Here is a 1,312-nt window from a genome sequence, read left to right on the forward strand (position 1 = left end):
TCCGTGCGACGGAAACTCGGCCGCGGCGATCGCATCGATCCGCTCGACGAGCGCATGGCAGGTCGCCTCGCGATAGCGCGCCGCGTGAATGCGCACCTGCTCGGCAAGACTCGCGACCGACAGGCGCGGCAGGCGCCGCGCGACACCCATTGCGTCGAGCGCTTCGAGCAGGTCGATCGCGCGGTGCTCGACGCCGCGCAGCAGCGCGATGCGCGCGGCGGTGCGATAGCCGAGCAGCACGGTATCGGGCGTGCCCGAGTGTTCGAGCACGTCGAGCCGGTTCGCGAGCAGCGCGGCGGCCTGGTCGACGCGGTCGGCCTCGTACGCGAGCGCCGCGCACATCGCCGCGAGCATGCAGGTGAGTGGATGGCGGCGCCCGAGATCGGCTTCCGCACGCGCCAGCGCCGGCGACAGCGCGTCGTCGGCCAGCCGGACCTGGCCTTCGCGCAGGTAGCTCAGGCCCGTGATCAGCTCGCCCCAGCGCGCGACATACCCGAACCCGGCCGCCGTCTCGCCGCGCGGCGCCGCGTGCTGGAAACGGCGTGCCTGCGCCGGTTCGCCGACGATGATCGCGCGCGCCGACAGCCGGTTCGCGTGCATCTGCGCGAGCCATGTCGCCGCCGGCGGCGTGAAGTCGGCCCACGGCTCGAACAGCTCGACGAAGCGGTCGATTTCGTCGGCGTAATACGCGGCCGCGCTGAGGATCAGCGCGCATTCGTAGCGCATCGCCGCGGGCGTGCCGCCATCCGCGAGGATGCCCGCGATCTGGCGCTGCGCCTCGACATGGCGCTCGCCGAGCGCCAGCGCCCACGCGACCGCGACGCGCAGCGTCGGACGCTTGTCGAGCTCCGCATCGGGCAGCAGCGCGAGCCAGTCGAGCACGTCGTTGATACGGCCCTGCTTGATCGCATCCTCGAGACAGCGCTGCGCGAGCGCATACGCCACCTCGAACTGGCCGGCCGCGTACGCGTGGCGAGCGGCTTCCTCGGTCATCCCGTGCGCGTCGAGCCACGCGGCCGCACGCGCATGCAGCGCGTTGCGCTCGGTTTCCGGGCTCGCGGCCAGGCGGTCGCGCAGCGTGTCGCGCACGAGCGGATGCAGCCGGCACCAGTCCGAATCGTCCGACGCAATGAACAGCGGCGTGTCGCGGGCGAGCCGCGCGAGACGGTCGGGCGCGTCCGCGTCGTCGAGCAGCGCCGCGCACAGCGACGGATGCAGGCGATCGGCGACGCTCGTGCGCGTCAGGAACGCGGTGTCGTCGGCCGACAGGTTCGTGAGCAGCAGCTCGACGAGCCGGTCGCGCGTGCCGTCC

Annotated in this window: 1 pseudogene; it reads right to left on the reverse strand. The window is 72.9% G+C overall.

Annotated elements, in window-relative coordinates:
• Positions 1-1,312, reverse strand: a pseudogene (locus G3O06_RS48200) (LuxR family transcriptional regulator); the annotation flags it as partial.

Source organism: Burkholderia sp. Ac-20345 (assembly GCF_017104825.1).
Taxonomy (GTDB): Bacteria; Pseudomonadota; Gammaproteobacteria; order Burkholderiales; family Burkholderiaceae; genus Burkholderia; species Burkholderia lata_B.